The sequence below is a fragment of the Gardnerella sp. C0026F2 genome, from assembly GCF_056590715.1.
On sequence record NZ_JBWPWR010000002.1, the window covers coordinates 278,787 to 304,666 of the forward strand.

Genomic DNA, 25,880 nt, shown 5'->3' on the forward strand with positions numbered 1-25,880 from the left:
CAAGTCTTGCGTCATTCAAACATACGAACTACTTACGCAAATTACTTACGCACATTGCATAAACAAATAAGCACGCTTGAACGCACAACTACACAAGTATATCACTTACCAAGACAATCCGCACGCACGAACTCAGTCTTTTCTTGTAAATCCTTAACTGTCTTGCATCCAAGAAGAGCCATAATCACCCTAATTTGCTTCTTCCAGTTATCAATTTGCAAAGAAAGCGCGTCCTCACCTTCATGAATAAGCGTATGCAAAAACTCGCCAGCGACACCAACTGCCGAAGCACCCAAAGCCAACGCGCGCACAACATCCAAAGGCGTGCGAACTCCTCCGCTTGCGAAAACTTCCATATTTTTTAACGAATCACACTTGCGTATGTCAACCAGCGACTCAACAGTAGTAAGACCCCAATCAGCCAAATAATCACAGTCGCCTAAGTTCCTGCGAGCATTCTCTATTGTTACAAAATTAGTTCCGCCACGACCAGAAACATCTACAGTGCGCACTCCAACATCTTTAAGACGCTGAACATCTTTAGCAGAAATTCCGCATCCAGTTTCCTTCACAATCACAGGCACCTTTAGAGCTTCGCACGCACTGACAATAGACTCAATATTGAGCAACCAATTTCTAAAATCGCGATCGCCTTCTTGCATAACCAACTCTTGTGCAGCATTTAAATGCACTTGTAACGCATTCGCATGAATCATGTTTACAGCACGCAATGCATCAGACGCGCTAGTTCCAGCGCTAACATTTGCCATCACAAATCCATGTGGATTTTCGCTTCTTATGACACTGAAAGTGCTGAGTAAAGTTTCGTCTCGAAGAGCAGCACTCAAAGATCCACTCGCCATAGCAACAGAATTTTTTGCAGCAACTCTAGCAAGACTTGCATTCACTTTTTTAGCAGCATCACTTCCGCCGGTCATTGCGTTAATATATATCGGCGAGCACCAATGCACAGAATCGCATACTTCGCTTCCTAGCACACTCACACTAGCGTCAATTTCTTCAAGCGCGACTTGCGGCAAAGCATTCGGCACAAAACGCACTTTGTCAAAATCTGAATTTGCACGAGTTTTATACTGCTTGTCCGCAAGCGCAATATGCGCGTCTTTTCGGTTTTGTATTGTGCAAGATTGAGCAGATTGCATATTAAGCTCGCTACTCTTAGCAAACGCGTCTAATACAATATTTTCAGAAGGCTTACCAGTTCCAAAAATTTCCGTAACATCAATATTCAATGGCTTTATTCCATTGGCTTCCCAAGTAGATTTCATAGTTTCAATTACATTATTGTCATAAGTTGTCGACAGCGCAATTGCGCAATCTCCTCCGCCTGCACCGCTAGTTTTTGCAGGAATACCGGCACAAGTCGCAATTTCAATAAATTTTGTAAGTTCACGCGTTTCGATAACAGTTCCAGTAAGAGCACTTAATTTTTGCAACAACGCACGATTTTGAGCAAAACCGCTATAGATTTCGCTTATTTCAAACTTTTCAATTGCGCGCACAAGTTTTTGCACGCAAATCTCACTTTGTTTGCAAAAATCTTCGTAAGTAAAAGATTTAATTTTTTTGTCAAAAGCACTAGTTTCGACGCTACTTTCAGCGTTACTTTCAACGTTACTTTCCGTACTAGTTTTAACGCTACTTTCTACGCTACTTACTAGCTTTGCGCTAGACGCAGGAGAACCAGTCCACCCGACTAAAAGTTTTAGCGACTTATCTACATTTAAACGCTTAACTTCCAGTCGCGGCCACTTTTTGTGCAACAACTCACCGAAATCAGAGCATCCGGATTTTACTAGCATAAGCTCAGCTTCAAGCCACTCGCGGTTATACGCGCGATACATAATCCAACCGCCATAAGAACTGGCGGCAACGTCTCCACCGCTTCCGGATTTTTTAACACTCGACGACGCAATTAACGCTAGCTTGCAAATTTCTGGAGTCGAAAGATTCAAATCATACCATTTACACAACGCGCGAATAACCGCAACAGTTACTGCAGCAGAAGATCCAAGACCGTATTTTCTACCAGTTTTTGCATCATCAAGCTCACTAAAAATATGCAAATTGTAACTTTTTCGGTTAATATTTGGCGCACATTCCTCACTAGCATAAGCGTCAACTACACTCATTGCTGCAAGCACATAAGCATATTTTCCGTCGTTTTGTATTTCAATACTTCCGTCGGATGCGCGCGCCCAAAGAAGCGGTTTATATTTTTCGCCATCTGAGGTAATTACACCACAATAATTTCTGCTACTAGGCGTATTTTTCTGCAAATTTTCGCGTAACTCTTCGTTTAAAGTTTCATCACTTACGCTAACCGTCACATAACGATTAACAGCAGCAACAATTGCAGCACAGCCGTCAACAACAGCATACTCGCCAGCAATATAAAGCTTTCCTGGGGCACTAGAGCGCACTTGAGTCATATTATCCGCCTATTTTAAACTCGTACTCACCGTCACAGCGTCACCTGGCAGCGCAATCGCAAATTTCGGCTCGCAATATTCTGTATTACAAAAAACGCTAGAATTACGCAAACCATCCTCAACTCGCGCGCGCAACTGACACATCGCACGATAAGCATCATCTCCAGAAGTAAGCACCTTCACATTCGGACCAGCATCCATCGTAGACCACACCAGCCAACCATCTTTTCGCATATTTTTAACCGCTTCAAGCACAATATGCGTTTTGCTAGTCAAATAATTCACCGATGGAACAGCATTATGCATAGTTTCGTGCATTCCAAAAGCATTGCGTTCAACAACCTCGCCCAATCGCTCAATATCTGCTCGCTTAATTGCATCTTTAGCAATTTCAAGGTCGTCTTTCGACTGCTCAACCCATTGCATATACGTTGGCGAAGTTTCAACCGTTCTGCGCATCGCTTCCCGGCTAGAAATCGGCTTTTTGCTATCATCCAAAGTGACGACAATCATAGCAAGATTTAAATTTTTAAGCGCAACTTGTGCATTTTCAATAGGCTCTGCGTAAGATGTTTCGTCGTCGCAACCTGCATGCCAAATTGAAAGTCCTCCAAAAATCGAACGACAAGCTGAACCAGAACCACGTCTTGCAAGTCTAGAAAGTTCTTGTGGAGTTAGGTTTAATCCAGCAGCGTACGAGGCAGCAGACGCAAGAGCTGCAAAACCAGACGCGCTTGAAGCAAGACCGGCAGCAGTTGGCACAATATTATGCGAAATAATGCTTGCTTTCGTTGAAATTCCTGCAATTTCACGCACCAAATCGAGCATAGCGACTACGCGACAAAAAGTTTTTGCAGACGGCGAAATATTTTCATCATCTAAAGTAAAAGTATCTTGTTCAAGATTATTCGCAAAACTTACACTTGTAGTTGTAGACAAATCCGAAAGGGTAAGCGAAAGCGAGGAAGTATAAGGCAAAATCAGCTTTTCATCGCGCTTACCCCAATACTTAATCAGCGCAATATTCGCATTTGCTTTAGCAAAAGCTGAGTTTGGCGAAAGACTAGCGTCAAACGTTATTTTTGGCTGAATTTCAACATTTTGCATGCTGTTCCTTTTGCGGCAGATAAGTAATTCTCGTTTGTTAATGTGCTAGTCAATATTTTAGCAAAACAGTGAGCACAAGCTTCTTTTCTTTAAACAAATGTAAAGTTTATGCCACATTTCAAGTAAAAATAAGATTTAATTTATTGCAGAATCACCTATATTCACAATCCACGTATCGCAAGCTCCTGCATTTTTAAAAGCTTCACTCACTCGCTTAGCAGCATCCTCACTATCAGCCAGCGCAATTACGCATCCTCCACCACCTCCGCCAGTAAGTTTTGCACCCAACGCACCATGTTTGCAAGCAGCATCTACCAAGGCGTCAAGTTTCGCAGTACTTACGCCTAAATCCGCCAAAATACGGTGTGCTAAAGTCATTTGCTTACCCATATTTTCAATGCGACCAAACGCCAAATCATCTTCTGCAACAGCAGCAATCTCCCCCAATTTATTGAGTTGCGCTCCAACTTCAACAGGATTCGATTCTAAACGAGAACGCAAAGCTTCAACTGTTTCGCGAGTCATTCCTTTGCATCCAGAATCCGCCAAAACAAGCCACGCACGCATGTTAATTTCCATGCGATCAAAACAGCCACGACTAAAACGCACAGGCCAGGAAGCAGCAGTTGCAGTGGCATCCAAGCCTGAAGAACGTCCGTGAGCCACGCACTCAGCAGTCTGCGTCAACTTAAAAATCTCATCATCGCTAGCTGAAACACCATAATAGTCAAGAATCGCGCGAATTACAGCACCAGCAGCAGCCGCAGACGAGCCAAGACCTCGTTCTGCTGGAAAATCAGACTCGGTAAAAATGCGCAAACTCTCACCGCTCCACCCTGCAAACTCTAGCGACGCGCGGATTGCTGTCCGTATGCTATTAAAGCGCGTAGGAATTTCGGAAAGTTTGCCAGTAAAGTCAAGGCACGAAAGAGTTATATGTGAATCGAGATTCGTCGTAGGTGCTAAAGATTCACACGAAGCAGGTGCTAAAGATTCGCGCGATGTAGAAGGTAAAGATTCGCTTGATGCAGAAGGTAAAGATTCGCTTGATGCAGATGCTAAAGATTCATTGCAACTAGTTACGACAGCGCGCATACGCAAGTTTTTAAGCGGCAAAGCTATTGCAGAATGGCCATAAACCACGGAATGTTCACCAAAAAGAATAACCTTCGCGCAAGTTTCGCCATAACCTTTGTGATTGCTGTATTTTATCGCGTTTTCAAGATTTGCGCTTACGGAAGGTACGCTTGCAAGATTTGCGCTTACGGAAGGTACGCTTGCAAGATTTGCGCTTACAGAATTTTTACAAGCATACTCTTCGTCATTGCGAATAGCAGATATGCTGGCATCTTGCGCTTTTGCGTTCATACTAAGCTCGTCAGCCAGTTCATATTTGCTTTCCAGCACAGTTTGCATCTCCTTTATAATTCGCAATTTTCCAACTGTTCTAATTTAGTCGAGTAAAACTTAAAAAACTACGTTACGCACGTGACACTTACAACACATTCACATTTGGAAAACGGCAGAAACTTTACACGGGCGTAAAATTTCGGTCGGATTAAGACGATAAAACGGCAAAAACTTTGCACGCTTGTAAAGAAAAGGTCGCGAAATGGCAGAAAAACGGCAAAAACTTTGCACGCTTGTAAAGAAAAGGTCGCACGGGGAATAGAAATGTAAAACCGACCAGCGCGTACCAATAAAAAAAACTCTGCGCAGCATCGCAATGAGAAAACTCAATACAACGCAAACGCAGAGCTAATGCTTAAGTTCAATCCACATGTATTACAAGCAAGAAACCACTAAAAGCAAGAATCTGCTTGCTGCAACATGTTTTGTAAAATTCACAAAGCTACTTACTCAGCCACAACCTTAACAGTGAAGGAAGCGGTGATTTCCGGATGCAACGTTACGGTTGCTGGGAACTCACCAGTGGTCTTAATAGTAGCAACCTTAATTGCGCGAGCCTCAACTTGAGCCTTGGAAGCCAAAGCAGCAGCAATCTTATCGGCAGAAACGCCACCGAAAAGCTTGCCGGATTCGGAAACCTTAGCAGAAAGCTCCACAACGGTGCCTTCAATCTGAGCCTTAGCTGCAACTGCCTCTTCACGAGTGGCAACAGCCTTGGCAAGACGAGCGCGACGCATTGCTTCAATCTGGGAAGCAGCACCCTTGTTCCATGCAAAAGCAAGACCCTGAGGAATCAGGTAGTTGCGTGCATAGCCAGCCTTAACTTCAACAACGTCACCAGAGTGACCGAGGTTGGCAACAGTCTTGGTAAGAATAACCTTGGTTTCAGCCATATTCCTATCCTCTCAATCAGCGACCGGTAGTGGCGTAAGGAAGCAAAGCCATTTCGCGAGCATTCTTCACTGCCTTCGCGATCTTGCGCTGTTCCTGCACGGTTACGCCGGTGATACGACGGGAACGAATCTTGCCGCGGTCAGAAACGAACTTGCGCAGCAAAGCAACGTCTTTATAATCAATTTCAGTAATCTTGGCAGCCTTCAAAGGATTTGGCTTCTTTTTGAAAGGCTTGACCGGTGGTTGCGGCCTTTTGCGTGACATAAGATGTCCTCTCTCAAATCCGTTATGCTTTTTGTTCGCATAACATTTAACTGATGATGTATTTATAAGGATTAAGTAAGCGCGTAAATAAGTGCATAAATAAGTGCGTAAATAAACAAATAAATACGCTATCTATAGCTCAACTAAAACGCTAGAACTCAGGTTCTTCAGAATCGCCACCAAAATCAGAATTGGCGCCGAAAGTTGAAAAACTATCGTTTGTTGGCGCAGCAGCACTCCACGGATCAGCCGCTGAAGAACTTGCGGCATGCTGAGAAGCGGCCTGGCTAGCAGCATAATTTGCTCCGCCAGCATAACCTGCACCAGCAGCTGCATTTGATGCACCAGCAGCATTTGCTGCACGCGAGCCACCAGCAAAACCTGTTGAAGAGCTTTGGCGGTTAACTTGCGCAGTTGCATAACGCAAAGATGGACCAATTTCGTCAACTGTAAGTTCAACAACTGTGCGATTCGAGCCGTCTTGCGCTTGATACGAACGCTGAGACAACCTGCCTTGAGCAATCACGCGCATGCCTTTAGAAAGGCTGTTTGCACAATGTTCTGCCAAGTCTCTCCACGCTGAGCAACGCATAAATAATGCAGGCCCATCCTCGAACTGATTCGTATTACGATTAAACGTTCTAGGTGTGGATGCAATGGTAAAGCTCGCAACAGAAGCACCGTTGGAAAGTGCCCTTAATTCAGGATCCGAAGTGAGATTTCCCACGACGGTAATAATTGTTTCACCTGCCATATCGTGCCTTTTCTTTCTCGCTTTACTCGTAATCGCATGTTAGTTAGCAATTACTGGCAATTTTGTGCGCAACTTATGCGCGGTTGTTTACGTATTTATTTAGCTTAACTAGTTTTTATTTAATTCACTAGAGCTTACTTAGTTTTGCTAGTTTTTACTTAGCGTCCTTGCGAAGAATCTTCGTGCGGATCACAGATTCGTTAAGGTTCAAAACACGGTCAAGTTCGTCACTTACAGATGGCTCGGCAGTGTAGTTCACCACAACGTAGTTACCTTCGGTTTTGCCTTCAATTTCGTAGGCAAACTTGCGGCGACCCCAGTAATCGGTACCGTCAACGGAACCGCCTTCGTTGGTGACAAGCTCAAGATACTGCTCGGTCAACTTCTTAAGACCGTGCTCATCCAGCTCAGGATTTGCAATGAACATCAGTTCATACTTATGTGCAGACATCACCCACCTCCTTCGGACTATCGGCTGTGGACCTTCCACAGCAGGAGTGTGTTTGCAAAATATGCGCGATATGTTTGATGACAAGCACCAAAACCGCACACAACTTTGCTATTTTACAGCACGCTCGTGACGACGGGAGTTACGCGCTTAAACGATGGTGTCAGGCGGCAGAAAGTTTACAGGCGCGTAAAGAAACGGTCGGATACGCGGCAAAAAGCGGCAGAAAGTTTACAGCGGTGTAAAGAAACGGTCGTTCGCGCACCAAAAAACGGCAGAAAGTTTACAGCGGTGTAAAGAAACGGTCGGATGCGCGCGAAAAAGCGGCAGAAAGTTTACAGCCGTGTAAAGGAAAAGTCGCGAAAAAGCGGAAAAACGGCAAAAACTTTACGCGCGTGTAAAGAAACGGTCGTTTGCGCACCAAAAAGCGGCAAAAACTTTACACGGGAGTAAAGTTTCGGTCGGAATCAAGCACAAAGTTACGCAGCACACGCACGCATCGGCTATTTCCCAATAATTCTAGGCACTCCAACAGATGCAAGTTTCTTCTCAAGCTTCCTAGGATCAAGAATATCCGAGTAATTAAAGCGCACGATTTTATTTACGCCGCATTCCTTCATAAGCAATACCTCACGTTCCGCTTGTTTGTCGATATTCTTATGAATAACACTCTGATTTCGCGATTCGAATAAATTTTTATTGTCTTCTGAAGAATTAAGATTCACATTCTTATATTGCGCATCATCTGTATCAATGTAGTATTTCGAATACCCGTCAAGCTCCCCAACAATCAACTCCCCATTACTCAGACTCCACAAAAAGTCGCAACGATACTTCAAATTTACATGTGGAATCTCAAACTCACGCTGCAATTCTGGTATCATAAATCCCAAATTAATCATTGTTCCCCGAGCTAAGGATTCACCAGCGTTCTCGCTAAGACCATTTGCAAAGAAGCAAAGCTTACATAATTTAGCCAACTTTTTTTGTTCGCACTCAAAAATTTGCTCAAAAGACAATGAAAAATTAGTACCACCATTCGTTTTTGCATAGTTTCGCAAGTCATCCAAATAAGCGTAATCCCTTGTATAATTACGTTGGTTTTTGTGTAAACTGCTATTCGCGCACGTTTCATTATTTGCAATCTCGCTATTGCGATCGACGCCACTCAAGTTATTCTTGAAATCGCAGTTATTCTTGAAATTATAATTATTCTTGCAATCGCAGTATCGGCTTTTGCAAATTTCGATTACTCTGCTTAAATTCACATTATCTCTTACTGCTGAATCGAAAATAGGCAAAGCAAATCTAAATGAGTAATTATTAGCAACGTCAAACAACATAGTGCTTTTATCTACCAAGTGACTTTTTATTTCTTCAGTCACGCAATCGCTTGCATGCGGAAGCTTTATTAATTGTCCGGTACTGTTATTCTCACGCGTTAAAATGCGAACATCGTCGCTCATACCATTCTGTTCGTAACCTACGGAAGGAATAACTTTCAGTTGATTGTTATACTTGTTTGATTTTCGCTTGTTGCTTCGAATATAAATTTTGGTATCTCTTGCGTCCGCACAATTTTTCTTTTTGCTAAGAAAAGCATTATCATAGCAATTTTTTTCGCTGTCATAATCTTTCGAAACTTGATAGCCAAGAAGTGCCGAGGCAGTCGAAGCTGTTAATTTACAATCGGGGTGCGCTTCAATAATAGATAACGCAATATGACGTATTTTTTCAGCTTCGTAAAGACTATTCCAATATTCTTTACGCATGTAAAGATTTTTGTACACGCGCACAGCTTCTCCACGTTGCGACGACCTTTGAACTGCTTTTCTTTCAGCATTAGTTTTCGGGGCGAAGCAACGCTTATTTTGTTCGCTATTCGAAAATAAATCGTTTATATAAAAATTATTCATAATGCAAGGTTATTAAAGCCTTATTCGTACGTAAATAAATTTCTTGCATTGTGGATAAAAGGTACGGAAAGAAGGTGCGGAAAGAAAGTGCGGAATTGGCAGGTGGCGGCAGAAAGTTTACGAGGGTGTACAGAAAAAGTCGGCTACGCGCTAAAAAGCGGCAGAAAGTTTACAGCGACGTAAAGGAAAAGTCGTATACGCGCTAAAAAACGACAGAAACTGTGCAGCTGTGTAAAGGAAAGGTCGCGAAAAGACGGAATAGCGGCAGAAAGTTTACAGCGGCGTAAAGGAAAAGTCGGATACGAGCGAAAAAACGGCAAAAACTGTGCAGCGGCGTAAAGAAACGGTCGGATACGCGTCAAAAAGCGGCAGTAAGTTTACACGGGAGTAAAGGAACGGTCGGATGCGTGACAAAAAACGGCAGAAAGTTTACGTGGGCGCGGAAAGAAGGTGCGGAATTGGCAGGTAGCGGCAGAAAGTTTACACGAGAGTAAAGGAAAAGTCGGTTGCGCGGCAAAAAGCGGCAGAAAGTTTACACGAGAGTAAAGGAAAAGTCGGATGCGCGCCAAAAAGCGGCAGAAACTGTGCAGCGGTGTAAAGGAAAAGTCGGATGCGCGCGAAAAAACGGCAGAAAGTTTACAAGGGCGGGCAAACGGAGCGAACAGAAAGTGCGAACAGAGTACGGAACCGGAAGAAACGGCAAAAAGTTTACACGGAAGTAAAGGAAAAGTCGGCTACGCGGCAAAAAGCGGCAGAAACTTTACAGCGTCGTAAAGAAACGGTCGGGTGCGTGACAAAAGGCGGCAAAAAGTTTACGAGGGCGAACAGACGGAACGAACAGAAAGTGCAAACAGAGTACGGAACCAGAATAAGCGGCAGAAAGTTTACACGCGTGTAAAGGAAAAGTCGGGTGCGCACCAAAAAACGGCAGAAAATTTACACGGGTGTAAAGGAAAAGTCGGTTGCATGCTAAAAAGCGGCAAAAACTTTACACAGGTGCGGACAGAAAGCGCGGACAGAAAGTGCAAGCAGAGTACGAAACCGGAAGAAACGGCAAAAACTTTACAGGCGCGCGCAGTTTATGCCGCCTACGCGCGAAAAGTCGACAGAAACTTTACAGCGGTGTAAAGGAAAAGTTGGATACACGCTAAAAAAACGACAGAAACTTTACGCAAGTGTAAAGAAACGGTCGGGTGCGTGACAAAAAACGGCAGAAAGTTTACGTGGGCGCGGAAAGAAGGTGCGGAATTGGCAGGTAGCGGCAGAAACTTTACAGCGGTGTAAAGAAAAAGTCGGATGCGCACCAAAAAACGGCAGAAAGTTTACGAGGGTGCGAACAGACGGAACGAACAGAAAGTGCGAACAGAGTACGGAGCCGGAAAAAACGGCAGAAAGTTTACGTGGCGCGGAAAGAAGGTACGAACGCGGTGGCGGAAAGAAGGACGAACGCGTTGAGGACGAGCGTGCAGAGCACAAAATTGTTATAAAAAAAACTTAGTCTAGCGCACCTTTTAGCACACTAGACTAAGTATTTCACAGTAAAATCGACTCAACGATCAACCATAAGCTAAAGCTTAAAATGATTCATCGCAGAATCAGCTTTTAGCTTAGTGACGGATCTTGCGAAGAGCAGCACCCATGCCAGCAAGCACAGAAGCAGCAACAGCAGCCATAGCTACAGCAGCACCGCTCTTAGGAAGCTGAGCGGCAGCAGAGGCAGATGCACCGTTTGCGTCAGCAGCATTGTTCTTGTTGTTCTTCTGAGCAGAAGCCTTGGTATCCTTACCCTTCTGAGCAGCAGCCTGAACAGCAGGACCGAACTTACCGCTCACAGCATCAGCATAATTTTCCTTTGCACCTGGAACAGGGTTGAAGCTCACGTCCAAAGGATCAGCAGTCTTAACTGGTGGCAACAAAGCTGGGTTCACACCAGCAGCGACAGCTGCATTGTAGGCTTCCTTGTAAGCCTTCAAAGCGTCGTTATAAACATCCTTAGCAGCAAGAGCATCAGCATAAGTCTTATTGTAATCAGCCTCAGCCTTACCATAAGCCTCAGTTGCGCGAGCAAGATGAGCAGCAGTACGATCTACAGCATCAGCTAAACGCTGTTCCTTAGCAGAATCATTCACACCAGAAGCCCTGAAGTTCTCAAGAGCCGTAGTAGCTGCATTGTAAGCAGCTGTACGAGCATTCAACTCAGCCTGAGCCTTAAGGAATGCAGCCTTAGCAGCATAGTAAGCCTTCTTAGCCTTAGCAAAAGCATTATCAGCATTATCTAAGGTCATCTTTGCTGCGCGAACACCATCGATAGCTTCCTGCTTCTTATCAGGATCTGGGGTAGAGCAGGTCTCTGCAAAGTCCTTAGCCTTAAGATACAAAGTATGTGCATCTTCTGCCGCAGCAGACTTTGTAGTGTAAGCAGCCGAGTCATCAACAAACTTGTTGTACAAAGTTACAAAATTCTGAGCTTCAGCAATATCAGCCGCATCAGCACCAGCAGCGACGGTAATTGGATCATACTTTTTAGTAGCATCGTTTAACTTCAACAAAGCTACAACTTTATCCTTAGTTGGCTTAGTTGGCTCAACTGGCTTAGCTGGAACAGCAGCCTTAGCAGCTTCCCAATCCTTCTTAGCCTGCTCAGTACGAGCATCATTCACGCTCTTAAGAGCCCACTCAGACTTATTAGCTGGGCATGCTGGAACAGTAACAGGATTTCCAGCCATTGCTGGAGCAGCAAAAGCGAAACCGGAGAGGAGGGTGGCGCCAGCAGCGAATGCGGCGATAGCCTTCTTATTCAACATAATATTTTCCTTTCTTCTTCTCCTTCGCACTAGGGTATGCGAAGAAAAATTTGCCATTTGCGGTTTCCCGCTCGTACCAGTGAACTAGGGATTCAACCGGTAACTGAGTTAAAACTTACCGCAAGCTCTCAGAAAACTCAACACTAAAATTCAGATTTCTAAGCGCCAAAAATATAAAAATCTTGATAAATATTAGTTATATTCATTAAAAAGCAGAAATATTTACGGCATTTCCATGTATTTTTTGATAAAAATTACGCGACACGCCATATACTGGATTTTTTTAATGTTTTTTCAGCTTTCTTTAAGGTTTGAGTTTTGCAATTGCTCCAAATGCCTTATAAAACAAGGAAAAACGCAATATTTAAGCATTGACGCGCTTTAAGCAAAACTAAGAACCAAACACACACCAAACACAAAAAATGCCCGAGCATACAAGTAAACAACTCACTCGGGCATCAAAATCAACAGCGCGCAAAATCAAACTTTACAACAAACTTCGCAAAATACTAATCAAACTTCGCAAAAACACTAATCAAGCAAATCGTCAGAATCTTCAGAATTCACTAAATCGTCAGCATTAGACGCATCAAGAACATCTCGCTCGTCAATAACAGGCGCCAAAACCAAATCCTTTACAAGCTCACGCGTGCGAAGCTGAGAATCAGCATCCAAACCATCATCAGTAATAACAGTATCAACCTGATCAAAACGAGCAAACAGCGAAAGCGACGTGCAACTCCATTTAGTATGATCCGTCAAAATAATCGTGCGATCCGCAATATCCATTAACGCCATATCCGTAGCAGCTTCCAAAGAGTTCGGCATAAGGAATCCGCGAGGAAGAGACACAGAGTGCGTGCCAAGAAAAACGGTATTCACACGAAGAGAAGCAACAACTTTATCTGCAATAGGCCCAACAAGCGAATTGGAACGCGTAATCACGCCGCCGGTAACAATAACCTCAACATCCTTCGACTCCAACGCTTGCACAAGCTCTGCAACAGGAATCGAATTAGTCAAAATCGTAATACCAGAAGCCCTGCGCGACTCGAGCAAATGTTGCGCAAACACATAAGCAGTGGTACCACCGCCAATAGCAATCACATCTCCAGGAGACACATAATCCACGGCCAAACGCGCAATCGCATCCTTCAAACCAATGTCCATCTGCGACTTTACAGAAAACAGCGGCTCCGAAAGCAAAGTATTAGTCGTTACAGCGCCACCGTGAACGCGCTTTAAAAGCCCGCGATCCGAAAGCTCCGCAATATCCCTGCGAACCGTCATAGCAGAAACGTTCAGCTCTTTAGAAAGCGCAGTAATGCGAACAGCACCGCGCGTGCGGAGACGGCTTAAAATCAAATGTTGACGCTGCGAAGAAATCATACGAACATTATCGCACACGTTAACGCAAAAAACAAACGTAATTGAGCGTTTTAATGCCTTAAAACGAAAAGAACGCACATTTTGTTGTCAAGCAAAGTATGTTTTGTGAAAAATCGCACAAAAACGAACGCGCGCTAAGTAAGGAAACGCACAAAATACTGAAGAAACTACGCCAAGAAACTGCACTGAAGAAACTAAGCCAAAGAAGGAAACGCACAAAATACACTAGCAATAGCGCGTATAACAATAATGCTCTAATATATAAGTATGTATTACGTTTCTGAACATTCATTGCACAATGTCGTCAATAAAGCAACGACCGACCTTTTTACATTCTCATACAAACACATTATTAAACCGCATTTTGTTTTTAACATTCCTCCAGACGAAGCGCATGATCGCATGATTAATTTTTGCAAATTTAGCGAGCGCACTCCTGGATTAATGTGGCTTCTTCGCGAAATGCTTAACTACACAGACCCAGTGCTAGAAACTAACGTTATGGGTGTGGATTTTGCAAACCCGTTTGGCTTAAGTGCTGGACTAGATAAAAACTGCCAAATGGCGACCGTGCTAGACAACGCGGGCTTTGGTTTTGAAACAGTTGGCTCTACCACGAGCCGACCATGCGAAGGAAATCAAAAACCTTGGTATCATCGCCTTCCAGAATATGACTCTATTCTTGTACACGCAGGACTAGCAAACGATGGCAGTGAGGCCGTTGTTGCACGAGCCGAGAAAGCTTGGACGCACGCAAAGTCTATGAATATGTCTATTTCTATTGCGCGCACAAACGACGACTTAGTTGGCGACTTGGAAGAAGGAATTGAAGACTACCATATTTCTATGGAGCGCGCAGCCGGAAAAAGCTCGATTATTGAAGTAAATATTTCGTGCCCAAATACGCGCGTTGGCGAGCCTTTTAGCGAGCCGGAAGCGCTTGACAAATTATTCACCGATCTTGACACTATTAAGCGACCTCAGCCAACGTTAGTTAAGATGCCGCTTAATTTGCACGGCGGTTGGGAGCAGTTCAAGTCTTTGCTTGACGTACTTGCAGAACATAAAGTTGACGGAGTAAGCATTGCGAACTTGCAAAAGAATCGCGCAGGACTTGACGTTCCGGAAGATTGGCAAGGAGCGCTTTCCGGAGGTCCTACCTACAGCGCAAGCAACGAGCTTATTCGACGCACGCGCAAAGCTTTTGGTGAACGTTTTGCTATTGCAGGCATTGGCGGAGTATTTACGCCAAAGCAAGCATATGAGAAGATTCGCTCAGGTGCGGATTTGGTTATGTTTATTACGTCACTTATGTACAGAGGACCGCAGCAAATTACGACGCTGAAACGCGGACTTGCGGATCTTTTGAAACGCGACGGCTTTGAGCATGTTGCAGACGCAGTTGGTGCGGATTTGAACTAGCGTGCGTATTTGCACAGTGCGTATTTGCACAGTGCGTATTTGCACAGTGCGTACTTGCATTAAAAATGACCCTTACTTTGCTCACAATCAAGTAGCATAAGTAAGGGTCTATTTTGTAGGAACAGCACAAGACAGCTTAGTATTTAGCAAGTTAACTAGCAATTACGAGTTAACGAATGCCGTTTAATAATTATCAGTTCCCAAATTGTTATAGTCGTCGCGACGAGCAGTGCCGTACTGATCTTGCGTGTTCTTTTGCTTCTTAGCTTCTTCCTGCTGTTCTTGCGCTGCCTGCTTTCTAGCGTCTTCATCTCGCTTCTGCTGATCAGTTTTAACAGTAGTTTTAGGCATACCAGGCAGCGTTCCGCCGGCAGTGTACTTTGGATCAGGCTTTCCGTAATCGTTATCAACAGGAATATTAGCAGCCTTCAAATAGTCGTTCATAAACTGCTTCCACGCAGGCGTTGCAATATACATACCATACCAACCTGCCATTGTGCGGCCGTTAATAGTCATGCCGTTGAAGCTCTTTTGCGATTCGGTATTGCCGACGGCCACAAACGAAGCCACCTGATACGGCACAAATCCTGCTGTGGTCATGTAGTACTGTTCGTTAGTACCAGTTTTTGCGAAGGTTTTACGTCCGCCGTCAAGCTGAGTTGTTGAAGCCTCGCCGCCAGGTTGCACAACACCCTGATTCAGCGCATAAGCAGCAGTTTGAGCGATTCCCTTTGGAATAGCCTGATGGCAATGCGCACTAGGAACTCTTAAACGCTTGCCGTTCTTATCAATAACTCGCTTAATAGCAATAGGATCGCAAGCAACACCATCTGCACCCAAAGTTGCATACACATTAGCAACAGTTAAAGGAGAAGCCTGCACAGAACCAATGGTCATTGGCGGGTTCAAAGAATTAGCAGAATACACACTTTCCTGACCAAGAGGCGAATTATGGTATCCAAGAATTTTAGCCGCGTCTGCAATAGAACACAGCTTAATTTGCTGAGCCATAGACGCCTGCGTAGTATTGTGAGAACGAACAAGACCTTGCAAAGGCGTTTCTGGGTTAACAGTGCCACCGCCGGAGTTTTGAACCGACCAACTACCAACTCCGCGGAATTTGCTGCAATTAAAATCAGCATTGTTATAAAGCATAGAAGTGCGAAGAGGCTGATTAATTGACTTTCCAGCAAGCATCCACGCAACCATATTAATTGGCTTCCACGTAGAACCAATCTGCCAACCAAGACCGCCACCATCGCGCTCATCTACAGCATAGTTCAAAGCCGTATGCGTAGGATCTGATTTTGCAGCATCCGTAGCATCATAAATACGATTGCTACCAAACGCCAAAACTTCACCAGTTCCAGGCTTAATTGCCGCAATTGAAACTTCAAAACCGCTCTTATCGTTTACAGGAATCGTATCCCTAGCAGCTTTCATAGCAGCCTTGCTAGCACGCAAATCCATAGTTGTGTAAATATCAAGACCACCCTCAGTAAGCAACTTTTCGCGCATGGCAGCAGTTTTACCAAACTCGCGAGAGTGCAAAATTTTCTTCGTCACGTAATCGCAGAAGAATGCTGCATCGCCTGCAGCTTGACATCCAATCTTAGAAACTTCCCTCTGTATATTAAGAGTGCTTTTAAGAGGAATAGCAGCAGCGGAATCATGCTCGCTCTTAGTAATAAAACCTTGGCGAAGCATTAAATCAAGAACAATATTGCGCTGCTTTTGCGCTTCAGGCTGATTTTCTTCAATAGAAGGATCGTAATGCGAAGGATTCTTTGTAATTGCAGCAATAGTTGCCGATTGCACAAGATTAAGTTTTGCAGCGCTCGTATTGAAGTAGCGGTGAGCTGCAGTTTCTACGCCGTAAATATTATTGCTACCGAACTGCGCAATATTTAAATATCCCTGCAAAATCTCAAGTTTGGAGTATTTTTTCTCCATTTGAATTGCAATAAGCATTTCGCGCAATTTACGAGCAATAGTGCCTTCAGAAGCGTGGTACTCAGCTAAAGGATCGTTATTTTCGTGAGCTTTAATCATAAGCACATTTTTTACATATTGCTGAGTTAAGGAAGAGCCACCTTGCATATCTCCCTTTTTAACGAATGTTTGCACGAATGCGCGAATAACACCTTGCATATCTACGCCGGAATGCTCAAAGAATCGACGGTCTTCACGAGCAACCATTGCTCGCTGCATATATTGCGATATGCGTCGAAGCGGCACTACAGTGCGGTTTTGAGCATAAAAAGTTGCAATAATAGTTTTGCCATCAGAAGCGTAAAGTCGCGATTTTTGCGGCAAAGCAGTTACGTCAAAATCGATGCCGTCAACGCGAAGTGAAGGCACTACTGTTTTCACTATGCTATTCACGCTCATTACGCCAGGAACAAACATAATACTTGTTGCAACACCTCCTGCAACACACAAAGTGATGTAGGTAAGGAACAGCGCTAGCACACGGCGAACAGTCAGTGAATTCTTTTTCGGCATGCGTACTATTCTAAAGGTTTGCCTCTACTTGGAAACCGAGATCATAAACATTCGCGCTTTAACGCTCAGCTCGACGGATAAGCATGCCAGGCTTATAAATAATAATTGATCTGCCTTGGCGCATAATCCAGCCTCTGTTTGCAAAATCCATAAGTGCTTTGTTAACTGTTTCGCGAGACGAACCAACAAGTTGCGCAAGCTCTTCTTGCGTCAAATCATGCGGCACAAGCAAGCCATCGCTCATAGGCTCGCCAAATCTTGAAGCTAAATTCAGCAAAGTCTTTGCTAAACGAGCAGGAACATCCATAAAAACTAAATCGGAAATTCGCTCATTATTTGCTCTCATGCGCGCTGCAAGCACTTGAAGCATATCTACTGCAACGATAGGGTGATTGTTTAGCCAATTGAATAACACGTCATTTTCTAGCCATAAAACTCTAGTGTTGTTTGTAATAGATATTGCTGAAGCTGTACGAGGACCGCCGCTAGGATCAAAAACGGGAATTTCGCCTAAAATTTCGCCAGGAGTGTGAATACTTAACAATTGCACACGATTGTCGTTTGAATGACGAACTAATTTTACTCTTCCACGCTCAAGCAAGTACATTCGATGGTCAGTATCGCCTTCATTAAAAATTGCCGAACCTTTTTTAAATGTCGACTCTTGCAAATACTGCATCAATTCTTTTACTTGATCAGCTGGAACTTGCTTAAACAATGCGGTATGTTGCAGTGAAAATTCATCGCTGTCAACGCTGAGTGTTGCCATTGCTGCTCTACCCCTTCATTAAGCAATAAGTAGATATCTCCATTGAACTACCTGTATGCGGATGAGCGCAAACGCAAACGAAAAACGCAAGCGAAAAACGTAAGCGAAAAACGCACATCACCTGACCTATGATATCACGAAAGACGAGGAAACGACATTTACTTTACACGCGCGTAAAGTTTCTGCCGCTTTTTAGCACGCAAACGACATTTACTTTACACGCGCGTAAAGTTTCTGCCGGATTAAGGCGAGGAAACGACATTTACTTTACGCCGCTGTAAAGTTTCTGCCGCTTTCTGGTGCGCAAACGACATTTTCTGTACACGAGCGTAAAGTTTCTGCCGGATTTTAGCGCGCAAACGACATTTACTTTACACGCGCGTAAAGTTTCTCCGCTTCCGACTAACTATTTACTCCCATAACATGCAAGCACCACGCGTTTTCATAAGCTAACTCCTGCCATTGCCTGTACCTGCCAGAAGTGCCACCGTGACCGCCGTCAGTTTCAATACGAGCAATTGCGTCAACCCCAGAAGCTTGCAATTTAGCTAGCCATTTCAAAGGTTCCGTAACAAGCACGCGCGTGTCGTGAATAGAGGACGTGATTAAGATTTTCGGAAAATCAGCTAACTTTTTGCGACCCTCTTCCGTTTTTGCGCAAGGCACATTTTCGTAAGGAGTATACGATTTCATATAAGCGTAAGCTTCAGGATCATCGAGCGGATTGCCCCACTCATCCCACTCTGTTACAGTAAGCGGCAAAGAAGAGTCGAGCATAGACGTAAGAGCATCTACAAAAGGCACGTCTGCTTCAATTCCTGCATAACATTCCGGAGCCATATTTGCTATAGCGCCCATAAGCAAGCCTCCTGCTGAACCACCGTTTGCAACAGTATGACAAGCGGAAGCAAAACCAGCATTTTGCAAAGCACGCGTGGCATCAACAAAATCTTCAAAAGTATGCTTTTTATTAACGCGCCTACCCTGCTCATACCACGCGCGGCCCATTTCTCCGCCGCCTCGCACATGCACTTGCGCATACAACACGCCGCGATCCAGCAAACTCAAGCGACCGACAGAAAAAGTAGGGTCTGAACTAATTTCATACGCGCCATAACCAGTAACAAACATTGAGTCAGTTTTGGAAATTTTATCCGGACGCCACACAAGAGACACTGGCACACGCTCGCCATCTCGAGCAGTAATCCAAACGCGCTTTTCAGCATAATTGTGCTCATTAAATTCGCCTAAAATTTTACCTTGCTTGAGCAACACATCTTCGCCTGTTAAAGGATCCAACTCGCGAAGTTGACCTAAAGTTGCGTAACTGCCAAAAGCGTAACGCATACGCGGAGCTTCGTACGAAGGATTTCCAGTCATAGAAATACTAAATAAGCGATTATTGTTGATTTCTTCTTGTGAAATATTTGCGAGCGCAGCACGTGATTCGGCTTGCGCTTGATCCGTAAGTTGATCCGTAAATTGATTCGCAAGCTGAGAAGAAAGTTGATCCGTAAGTTGATTAGCAAGCTTGGAAGAAAGCGGTCGCACTTCGCAAAAACGCCACGGTTTTGCTTGCAAAAAATCTTCAACAGCGCGCTTCTTGCTCATTACAGCCAAATGCGGCAAACCTTGAGAACGGTAAGATAGTGCCACATAATTTTTGTACATTGACAATCCGCTTATGCTCAATCCAACTGCATTTTGCAATATTTCAGGATTTTGAGGCGAATTATAAGGCTTTGTAATAGGCTCACTTCCGGCACCTTTTTGCCAAGCATCTCCCTGCTCACAACCATAAGGAGAACCCGAAGCAACACATACTCCATCCGAAAGCTTATACGTTACATGCTCATCAAGCTTGCCGGAATTTCCTCTCATATCAATAATGTCAATTTCAAAATTAGGATTTTTAGCGTTATGGCACACAATCGCAATTGGAATATCTTCACCATTTTCGCCAGCATTCTCAAAACAAGCGAAAGAAATATCGTATTCCACTCCCTCAACCGGCTCAATAACCATACGGAATTCGCCTTCAGGATTGCTCAAAGGAAGCATAAGCACACGCGACGTAGTCTTTGAACTACTACTGATCATCATGTATCGTTCGTCAAAACTTTCATACACGTCAACAAAAAATCGCTCGTCAGTTTCTTCAAAAACTTTTACATCGCTGGAAACTTTAGTGCCGACCTTATGCCTCCAAACTTGATAAGGACGCCAAGCGTCATCAAGCTTTACATAAAACACCCATTTTCCATCTGGAGAAAGTGAAGCAGAAGCAAGATTTTCCCACGATTCATCCAACTGCGACCAAGAACATGTTTTTGTAGAAAAGTCACGAATAAAATAGTTAAAGCGTTCATCGCCTTGAGTGTCGACACCGTACAGCATTCGCAAACCGTCGGTGCTCAAATCCATTCCACCGACTTTAAAGAATTTGCCACCAGAGCGCTCAGATTCAAGGTTTGCATCAAATAAAATTTCTTCACCATCAGTTGTGCCAGGTTTTGCAGAATTGTCGATAGTTGGCGGATTCCAATCGTCACTATTTTCGACTTTCATACGGCATTGCACAGCGTATTGTTTGCCTTTTTCAGTGCGCACGTAATACCAGTAATTATTCATGCGCACAGGAACAGACATGTCTGTTTCTTTAACTCTTGAGCGCAACTCGTCAAATAATGTAGAACGCAAGTTTTCTAAGTGCTTTACACGCTGTTCAGTATAAGCGTTTTGACTATTGACGTATTCCATAAGCTTAGGATTATTGCGATCTTTCATCCAAGCATATTCGTCTATATAAGTGTCGCCATGAAATTCACGTGCCGACGGTATGCGTTCTGCTGCTTTTGGCTTTGCGAAATCTTGATTATTCATAGCTACACCTCTTTTAATTTTCATTAAGTATTTTCTTCAGCTTTTATATATTAGTAACGAAATATTTTCTGCAATTCTTTAATATTACAAAATTATTTTGCAATTATTTTATGCTATTTCGCAATCGCTTCCTCTATAAACGGAAGCATTACTTTAGCTAAATCTTTGCCTTGCGGAGCTGCAAAAAATGGCACGCCTTGCAAAGTACCAGCAGCACCTTCTGCTTCAATTATGCGCATTTGACTATCATCAAAACCATCAAGACCATCAATATCACCAGAAAACTCGTTAGCATTATTTAATTTTTCGATTGCCATAGTAGGAATTTCTTGCGCATCTTCGCACTCACTGTCAAGAGCATCCGAAAAAACATACGCACGCTTAGACGCACTTAAAGCAAGCGCAAAATCACGAGATAATTTACGACGGAAATCCTCAACAGTAGCGCTCTTGCGCAATTGCCTAATACCTACTGCAAGCACGCGACCTGGATGCTTACGAATAATATTCGCATACGTTAAAGGATCCTTTTGACCATCGTCACCAATAAGCACAAAACGCATGCCAGGAAAATCATCCATAAGTTGAGTTGCAAATTCTAATTTATGCTGCGGTCCGTTTGGAATAAAAGTTTTAGGGCGTGGATCCAAATCACGAAGAAGAAGAGGACCCTCAGGAAACTTTTCGCGATCAATAAAGTGACGAATTGAAGCCTCAACATTCCACGGAGAAGTAGAAAGATAGAAAAATGGAATATCGTCACGTAAATGCTCTAAAGACTGGAAAAACTCAGACATCCCAGTAACTGGCGAACGATGAGCAGGATTCATAATAAGCAAATTATAAGCAGCACGAATTGGCGAAGGCGCTTGAGTAACCATAATAGTGTCGTCAACGTCCGAAATAACACCAACAGGAACATTTGCGTCAATAGCAAACAAGCTAGCTTTTACAGGCTCACGGTCACTAACAGAATACGAAACAACGTGACGACCAGGCTCTAAAGCGCGCTCAGTAATTAAATCTAAATACCCTGCACGGTCAGAAATACAATACTCTGCACTGCCATCGCGCGAACCTTCAGGCTTATCGTATATTTCAGAATCGCCAATTTGCGCTGTTTCTACAGGAATACCGTCAATAGACAAAGCCACGCGCACACGCACAGCAGGAACAACAAGCATTGCGTAAATTCCGCGTTTTAGAGCAGAATGATGACCGAGCTTTGGAGCATACACAGTTCTGCAAATCAAGCGAGCATATCTATGCGTTCCATACCCAATATATGGCTCAACACTTGGAAACCAGCCAAAACGACGAGAAACACGACCGGCTAAACGCATCCAAGTGCCAACAATAGACGTAACAATCCTGCGACCAAAACGCACAAGCAATGGCTTATTGTCAATACGCTCAGCTTTAGACGGAGTGTCAAACAATGTTGCAGTAACATGCACAGGAATTGGCGCACTGCTAATTCGTCTAGACGAAGCTAACTTCGGAGTAGATTGTGGGCTTTGCACACACTCAAGATTAGAACGCGCAGAAAGCGAAAGTTCTTCAGCGCGTTCATCTTTGTTAAGTGAGTTACCCACAGATTCGCTCATTCGCGTACCGGACCATCCGGAGTCGTGCCAACAACTTGCACAATAGTGCCACGTGGGCAATTTTCAAAAATCCAGTGAGCATCCTGCTCATACATGTTTATGCAACCATGAGAGCCGTGATTTGCAGCATCGCCAGTTGCAATACCCTTATAATTCCAAGAAGCAGTATGGAAGCCTTCTCCACCATGGTAATAGCTAACCCAACGCACTCCAGGAGAGAAGTAAGGAGAGCCATCGCCGTTCCTACCGCGCATATCTTGTGAAGCATAACGCAAGTAAATAAAGAATGTGCCAGAAGCTGAATCATCAGCACCGCGCTTACCTGTGCAAACAGGGAATGTTTTTACAAGTTCATCATTCTTATAAACAGAAGCCATTTGAGTTGTTTTGTCAACAACAATTCGCATTTCAACAAGCTTCTTTTCAACGGTAAACTTAGTAATTTTCGAAGGAACATCCATCTTGAAATCATTGCCATTGCGCAAAGATTCTACAGCCTTTTTCGCAACACTATTGGAATAGTTAATTTCAACACCATTAGAACCTTTAAGCGTTGTGAAAATAAACTTACCTTCTTTATCGATTGCATCTTCTTGATTAATTTTTTGCTGATTAAGCTCTTTTGGAAGAACTTGAGACAAATAATAATCTGCTTTATCTGCATCAATTGTGTAAGAAAGCTTACGGCGAGTCGTATCTGCGTTTACGCTAATCCAAGACGCAATTGCTTCTTTTGGAACAGTAAAATCTTTGCCGTCGCCGTTATTAAACGTTACTTTTTTCTCAAGAAGTTTATTTAAATCATTTACAAATTTTTGCGCTACATCAAGCTTAATAGGAGCGTCAGTGCGTCTAGATGTAACAGAAACTTTTACCGTTTTACCAGGGTGAGCAATTAACTTTTTTACTGCTTCACGAACAGACATAGTTTCTATAGTGCGACCAGGTACGCCATCCTCTACTTTGAAAGATTCAGAATCCTTGTCGAAAACTGCGCTATAAGGTACAGCGCGATCACTTTCACGAATAAACTTATGCAATAAGTACGAATCCAAAGCGGAATCATCGCGCTCAGCTTTCAAGCTCACAGTTTGACGAACCCAAGGCATAATGCGAGTAAATAAATTATCTCGCTTAGCATTCATAATAGCTTTTACAGTTGCATTCTTATCAATCTTGACACCAAGCTGACTCAAATCTGCATCAATACTATTGCCTTGATCGTCACTAATTTCTAATTTGCTATTATCTACAGCATTCTGAACAGTTCTGCTTACAGCATCTTCCTGGTAGCCAGTGAGATTGCGCGTAATAGAAGCATCACCAAAATCAACACCTGGAGCAACTCGATTGTTGAAATACAAATGAAGTGCAAAAAATGCTGCAACTAACAAAATAACAAAAATAAGAAGCGAATACATTAACGCCAATGCGGAACGGTTCGCACGATGTTTCTTTGCTTTCGGCTCTACTACTCTAAATGAATCGGTTGCAGTTGAGTCGGCAGGAGTTGCATTTTCATACACGCCATATGCATTTTTATTGCCAAACAAATTCTTCTTATTGCCAGCAATATCGTCAACAATATCGTCAACAATATCTCCAGAAGTATCTTCTTCATCTGCGACTTCGCCTAAATTATCAGCAAGAGTTCCCTCATAATTAACAGAATTATCAGAATTATCAGCCATTTGATCTTCTACATGACTTTGAGGAACCTGCGTAAAAGCAACAGTATCGTCACTAGCATCATCAGGCATATTACTAGATGTAATATTGAAGGATTCATCTCCCTCAAAATTTTGCTGTAATTCAGCCATATTCAAAACCTCTGCTCAATAATTGTATGCGACAGACACGTTTGAACAGTTTATCACTAGCGACGCACGAAATTAGTATTAGCGATGAATAAGAGCATAACTAAATACATAACTGGCTAAATAACTAGTTATAACTGGATAAATATTTAGTGCAAAATCAGTGCAAACAATACGCGCAAACAATACGCACGAAAAACGCGCGAAAGCAAGAAAAACTATATTCATAAAAAACAATAAATAATATACAAATGTGTAAAAAACGTAAATATTCGCAATATGCCGAAAAATTTAGTATTGTAGAAAAAATAATGTGCAAGAATAGGAGGTATGCCAACTATGCCTATTCAAGCGACTATTGCTCTTATGATGATTGTTTTCGCGCTTGTACTCGCACCATTCGTCATCATGATTGTTTCGCGCGCTTTAAAACGTCATCATTTGGCAGAAAAACTTGCTAAACGACACGGCGACTCAGTGCATTACGCATTCATACTTAATCCTTCAAAACCGCAAGCGGAATCGTATCGCGAAAGTATTAAAAATTATTGCAAAGAACGCAATTTAACCTACGAAATTATTGATACACAGCTAGATAAAGACGGGCGTGAATGCGCTTTAGAAGCGCTTTCAAACGGAGCTAACGTAGTAGTAGCGGTCGGCGGAGATGGCACGGTTCGTACTGTTGCGAGCGCAGTAAGCGGTAAAGGTCATGCGATGGGAATTATTCCTATTGGAACTGGCAATCTTTTTGCTAGAAATATGGGAATTCCAGTAAACGACGTGGATGCTGCGCTGCGTGTTGCAACTTCTCACGGCTCTAGGCAGGTTGACGTTGGGCGCGTAATGATTCTCGACAATACAGAAGAAGATCATGGACACGCCTTCCTAATTATTGCAGGCATTGGTTTTGACGCGTTAATGATTGACGACACTGATCCAAACTTAAAAAAGAATATTAGTTGGCTTGCTTATTTTGTTTCTGGCGTAAAGCATTTGTTTATGCCAAAATATCGCGCAACCGTTACCTTACAGCGTACGAATGGCGACGAAAGCGTGCTAAAAGGATTGACTTTCCGAACACTTATGGCTGGAAATTGCGGTCAAATTCCTATGTTTTCGCTTATGCCAGAAGCAGCGTACGACGATGGCGTGCTTGATTTTGAGATTATTGACACTTCGGGCGGTTTAATCGGTTGGGCTAATTTGTTCCGAGGAGTAATACACCAAACGCTAACAGGGCGCGCGCTACAGCAGGATTCGCTTTCTGCAGGCTCAAGAATTGACCAAACGCAAGGTTTTAGCGCAGAAGTGCAATTAGAAAAATCTGCTCCAGTGCAAGTAGACGGCGACATTTTGGGCTATACAAAACATTTGCGCTTCACTGTTGACAAGCAAGCATTGTGCGTGAGAGTGCCAAAAAATAAATAAAATACAA

At 43.4% G+C, this 25,880-nt stretch carries 18 protein-coding genes; 3 read left to right on the forward strand and 15 right to left on the reverse strand.

The features are described from left to right. Positions 1-101: 101 nt before the first annotated feature. From fni to AC1EK3_RS03715, 8 genes are all read right to left on the reverse strand, one after another. Positions 102-2,453: a type 2 isopentenyl-diphosphate Delta-isomerase gene (gene fni / locus AC1EK3_RS03680; RefSeq protein ID WP_480033497.1), complete on the reverse strand. Its 2,352-nt coding sequence runs from the start codon at positions 2,451-2,453 to the stop codon at positions 102-104. Positions 2,454-2,462: 9 nt separating this feature from the next. After that, positions 2,463-3,560 carry a diphosphomevalonate decarboxylase gene (gene mvaD, locus AC1EK3_RS03685; RefSeq protein ID WP_480033496.1) on the reverse strand — a complete coding sequence of 366 codons (1,098 nt, stop codon included), beginning with the start codon at positions 3,558-3,560 and terminating at the stop codon, positions 2,463-2,465. Positions 3,561-3,695: 135 nt separating this feature from the next. Continuing rightward, positions 3,696-4,967 carry a mevalonate kinase gene (gene mvk, locus AC1EK3_RS03690; protein ID WP_480033495.1) on the reverse strand — a complete coding sequence of 424 codons (1,272 nt, stop codon included), beginning with the start codon at positions 4,965-4,967 and terminating at the stop codon, positions 3,696-3,698. Between the two features lie 449 nt (positions 4,968-5,416). Beyond that, positions 5,417-5,863 carry a 50S ribosomal protein L9 gene (gene rplI, locus AC1EK3_RS03695; RefSeq protein ID WP_004105397.1) on the reverse strand — a complete coding sequence of 149 codons (447 nt, stop codon included), beginning with the start codon at positions 5,861-5,863 and terminating at the stop codon, positions 5,417-5,419. 16 nt (positions 5,864-5,879) lie between these two features. Beyond that, a complete protein-coding gene (gene rpsR, locus AC1EK3_RS03700; RefSeq protein WP_004105399.1) occupies positions 5,880-6,128 on the reverse strand; it encodes a 30S ribosomal protein S18 in 249 nt (82 codons plus the stop codon). A gap of 151 nt (positions 6,129-6,279) precedes the next feature. After that, positions 6,280-6,882, reverse strand: coding sequence for a single-stranded DNA-binding protein (locus tag AC1EK3_RS03705; RefSeq protein WP_480033494.1), 603 nt, complete (start codon positions 6,880-6,882; stop codon positions 6,280-6,282). A gap of 154 nt (positions 6,883-7,036) precedes the next feature. Continuing rightward, complete coding sequence (rpsF, locus tag AC1EK3_RS03710; RefSeq protein WP_004574062.1) at positions 7,037-7,333, reverse strand: 30S ribosomal protein S6; 297 nt, start codon at positions 7,331-7,333, stop codon at positions 7,037-7,039. Positions 7,334-7,833: 500 nt separating this feature from the next. Then, positions 7,834-9,126: an AMP-dependent synthetase gene (locus AC1EK3_RS03715; RefSeq protein WP_480033493.1), complete on the reverse strand. Its 1,293-nt coding sequence runs from the start codon at positions 9,124-9,126 to the stop codon at positions 7,834-7,836. A gap of 678 nt (positions 9,127-9,804) precedes the next feature. Between AC1EK3_RS03715 and AC1EK3_RS03720 the strand changes: the two genes are divergently transcribed. Then, positions 9,805-10,020, forward strand: coding sequence for a hypothetical protein (locus tag AC1EK3_RS03720; protein ID WP_480033193.1), 216 nt, complete (start codon positions 9,805-9,807; stop codon positions 10,018-10,020). Positions 10,021-10,853: 833 nt separating this feature from the next. Here AC1EK3_RS03720 and AC1EK3_RS03725 read toward each other — a convergent pair. Both AC1EK3_RS03725 and AC1EK3_RS03730 read right to left on the reverse strand, forming a co-directional pair. Then, positions 10,854-12,050 carry a hypothetical protein gene (locus tag AC1EK3_RS03725; protein ID WP_480033192.1) on the reverse strand — a complete coding sequence of 399 codons (1,197 nt, stop codon included), beginning with the start codon at positions 12,048-12,050 and terminating at the stop codon, positions 10,854-10,856. A 531-nt stretch (positions 12,051-12,581) separates the two neighbouring features. Continuing rightward, positions 12,582-13,439, reverse strand: coding sequence for a DeoR/GlpR family DNA-binding transcription regulator (locus tag AC1EK3_RS03730; protein WP_480033207.1), 858 nt, complete (start codon positions 13,437-13,439; stop codon positions 12,582-12,584). Positions 13,440-13,706: 267 nt separating this feature from the next. Between AC1EK3_RS03730 and AC1EK3_RS03735 the strand changes: the two genes are divergently transcribed. Continuing rightward, positions 13,707-14,861: a quinone-dependent dihydroorotate dehydrogenase gene (locus AC1EK3_RS03735; protein ID WP_480033191.1), complete on the forward strand. Its 1,155-nt coding sequence runs from the start codon at positions 13,707-13,709 to the stop codon at positions 14,859-14,861. Positions 14,862-15,044: 183 nt separating this feature from the next. Here the strand turns inward: AC1EK3_RS03735 and AC1EK3_RS03740 are convergent, their stop codons facing one another. The 5 genes from AC1EK3_RS03740 to AC1EK3_RS03760 form a co-directional block, all read right to left on the reverse strand. Next, positions 15,045-17,366: a transglycosylase domain-containing protein gene (locus AC1EK3_RS03740; protein ID WP_480033190.1), complete on the reverse strand. Its 2,322-nt coding sequence runs from the start codon at positions 17,364-17,366 to the stop codon at positions 15,045-15,047. 58 nt (positions 17,367-17,424) lie between these two features. After that, positions 17,425-18,135, reverse strand: coding sequence for a Crp/Fnr family transcriptional regulator (locus AC1EK3_RS03745; protein WP_119527042.1), 711 nt, complete (start codon positions 18,133-18,135; stop codon positions 17,425-17,427). A 402-nt stretch (positions 18,136-18,537) separates the two neighbouring features. Then, positions 18,538-21,042: a S9 family peptidase gene (locus AC1EK3_RS03750; RefSeq protein WP_480033189.1), complete on the reverse strand. Its 2,505-nt coding sequence runs from the start codon at positions 21,040-21,042 to the stop codon at positions 18,538-18,540. A gap of 89 nt (positions 21,043-21,131) precedes the next feature. Next, entirely contained in the window at positions 21,132-22,625 is a 1,494-nt protein-coding gene (locus AC1EK3_RS03755) for a phosphatase domain-containing protein (RefSeq protein ID WP_480033188.1), read from the reverse strand. After that, positions 22,622-24,445, reverse strand: coding sequence for a L,D-transpeptidase (locus AC1EK3_RS03760; protein ID WP_480033187.1), 1,824 nt, complete (start codon positions 24,443-24,445; stop codon positions 22,622-22,624). The genes AC1EK3_RS03755 and AC1EK3_RS03760 overlap by 4 nt, the downstream gene beginning before the upstream one ends. 327 nt (positions 24,446-24,772) lie before the next feature. Here AC1EK3_RS03760 and AC1EK3_RS03765 point away from each other — a divergent pair, with 327 nt between their 5' ends. Further along, entirely contained in the window at positions 24,773-25,873 is a 1,101-nt protein-coding gene (locus AC1EK3_RS03765; protein WP_480033186.1) for a diacylglycerol/lipid kinase family protein, read from the forward strand. Positions 25,874-25,880: the final 7 nt, after the last annotated feature.

What these genes read in the sequence shown, in the direction of transcription:
- fni (WP_480033497.1), bottom strand. Translation starts at nt 2,453, where the DNA reads ATGACTCAAGTGCGCTCTAGTGCCCCAGGAAAGCTTTATATTGCTGGC.
- mvaD (WP_480033496.1), bottom strand. Translation starts at nt 3,560, where the DNA reads ATGCAAAATGTTGAAATTCAGCCAAAAATAACGTTTGACGCTAGTCTT.
- rplI (WP_004105397.1), bottom strand. Translation starts at nt 5,863, where the DNA reads ATGGCTGAAACCAAGGTTATTCTTACCAAGACTGTTGCCAACCTCGGT.
- rpsR (WP_004105399.1), bottom strand. Translation starts at nt 6,128, where the DNA reads ATGTCACGCAAAAGGCCGCAACCACCGGTCAAGCCTTTCAAAAAGAAG.
- AC1EK3_RS03705 (WP_480033494.1), bottom strand. Translation starts at nt 6,882, where the DNA reads ATGGCAGGTGAAACAATTATTACCGTCGTGGGAAATCTCACTTCGGAT.
- rpsF (WP_004574062.1), bottom strand. Translation starts at nt 7,333, where the DNA reads ATGTCTGCACATAAGTATGAACTGATGTTCATTGCAAATCCTGAGCTG.
- AC1EK3_RS03720 (WP_480033193.1), top strand. Translation starts at nt 9,805, where the DNA reads ATGCGCGCCAAAAAGCGGCAGAAACTGTGCAGCGGTGTAAAGGAAAAG.
- AC1EK3_RS03725 (WP_480033192.1), bottom strand. Translation starts at nt 12,050, where the DNA reads ATGTTGAATAAGAAGGCTATCGCCGCATTCGCTGCTGGCGCCACCCTC.
- AC1EK3_RS03730 (WP_480033207.1), bottom strand. Translation starts at nt 13,439, where the DNA reads ATGATTTCTTCGCAGCGTCAACATTTGATTTTAAGCCGTCTCCGCACG.
- AC1EK3_RS03735 (WP_480033191.1), top strand. Translation starts at nt 13,707, where the DNA reads ATGTATTACGTTTCTGAACATTCATTGCACAATGTCGTCAATAAAGCA.
- AC1EK3_RS03740 (WP_480033190.1), bottom strand. Translation starts at nt 17,366, where the DNA reads ATGCCGAAAAAGAATTCACTGACTGTTCGCCGTGTGCTAGCGCTGTTC.
- AC1EK3_RS03745 (WP_119527042.1), bottom strand. Translation starts at nt 18,135, where the DNA reads ATGGCAACACTCAGCGTTGACAGCGATGAATTTTCACTGCAACATACC.
- AC1EK3_RS03750 (WP_480033189.1), bottom strand. Translation starts at nt 21,042, where the DNA reads ATGAAAATTAAAAGAGGTGTAGCTATGAATAATCAAGATTTCGCAAAG.
- AC1EK3_RS03755 (WP_480033188.1), bottom strand. Translation starts at nt 22,625, where the DNA reads ATGAGCGAATCTGTGGGTAACTCACTTAACAAAGATGAACGCGCTGAA.
- AC1EK3_RS03760 (WP_480033187.1), bottom strand. Translation starts at nt 24,445, where the DNA reads ATGGCTGAATTACAGCAAAATTTTGAGGGAGATGAATCCTTCAATATT.
- AC1EK3_RS03765 (WP_480033186.1), top strand. Translation starts at nt 24,773, where the DNA reads ATGCCAACTATGCCTATTCAAGCGACTATTGCTCTTATGATGATTGTT.